This window comes from Segatella copri (genome assembly GCF_019127135.1).
GTDB lineage: Bacteria > Bacteroidota > Bacteroidia > Bacteroidales > Bacteroidaceae > Prevotella.
The window spans coordinates 1-1362 of the sequence record NZ_JAHOEA010000147.1 but is presented as its reverse complement, the minus strand read 5'-3'; the positions used below and the strand labels follow the sequence as shown (position 1 = coordinate 1362).

Here is a 1362-nt window from a genome sequence, read left to right as displayed (position 1 = left end):
TACAAATAAAATCTGAGAAACTCACTCCTTTTGGGGGAATTTTTTCGATTATGGAGCAATTTGATGCTCTTTTAGCTCAAACCATAGATTCCACCTTGGGATTGAGATGCACTATGTTTGGTTATCAATATAGCGAGATTCTACGCTCTCTGATGTGCGTATATCTTTGTGGTGGCTCATGTATTGAGGATGTTACAACTCACCTGATGAAACATTTGTCTCTTCATCCAACTCTTCGCACTTGCAGCGCAGACACCATATTACGTGCTATCGAAGAACTGACTTTTAAGAGCATCACCTATAAGTCTGCTTCTGGCAAATCCTATGATTTCAATACTGCAGACAAGATGAACTGCTTACTGGTCAATGCCCTGCTTGCTACTGGTCAATTGAAATCCGGTCAAGAGTATGATTTTGACTTTGACCATCAGTTCATTGAAACAGAGAAGTATGATGCAAAACCAACCTACAAGAAGTTCTTGGGCTATAGTCCAGGCGTAGCTGTCATTAACGACATGATTGTTGGTATTGAAAATAGAGACGGCAACACAAACGTACGCTTCAACCAAAAAGAAACTTTGGAAAGAATCTTCAAGCGATTGGAGGCTTCGGAAATATATATTTCTCGTGCCCGCATGGATTGCGGCTCATGTTCGGAGGAAATCGTAGATATGGTAGAGGCTCATTGCAGGCATTTTTATATTCGTGCCAACAGATGCTCTTCTTTCTACGATTCCATGTTTGCCTTAACTGGATGGAAAACTGTTGAAATCAACGGTATTGAGTTTGAGTTGAATTCTATCCTTGTTGAGAAATGGAAAGGAAAACCGTATCGTCTTGTCATACAGAGACAAAGGCGAATAGATGGAGACCTTGACATTTGGGAAGGCGAATATACCTACAGATGTATACTGACTAACGATTACAAGTCGAGTGCAAGAGACATCGTGGAATTCTACAATCTTCGTGGTGGCAAGGAACGCATCTTCGATGACATGAACAATGACTTTGGCTGGAATCGATTGCCAAAATCGTTCATGGCACAGAATACTGTATTCCTGCTTATGACAGCTCTCATCAGAAACTTCTACAAAGCTATTATGCAGAGATTGAAAACCCATGAATTTGGATTGCGTGCCACCAGCAGAATCAAGACCTTTGTTTTCAAGTTCATCTCTGTTCCTGCGAAATGGATTAAGACATCACGTAGGCATGTATTGAACATTTACTCAGACAACAATGCTTATGCCAACCTGTTCTAGACAGACTTTGGTTAAAGACCATGCTTTTCTGGTTAAACCAGCGTATTACCTCAAGTCGCTTTATGGGGTAAGGGGATTTTGTGTCTGCGACATTTCTGTT

Annotated in this window: 1 protein-coding gene; it reads left to right on the top strand. The window is 40.9% G+C overall.

Annotated features, from left to right (window positions below; translation table 11 throughout):
- Positions 1 to 1262, top strand: a 1262-nt coding sequence (locus KSW37_RS15565) for an IS1380-like element IS942 family transposase (RefSeq protein WP_217743530.1), incomplete at its 5' end; no start/stop codon positions are given.
- Positions 1263 to 1362: the final 100 nt, after the last annotated feature.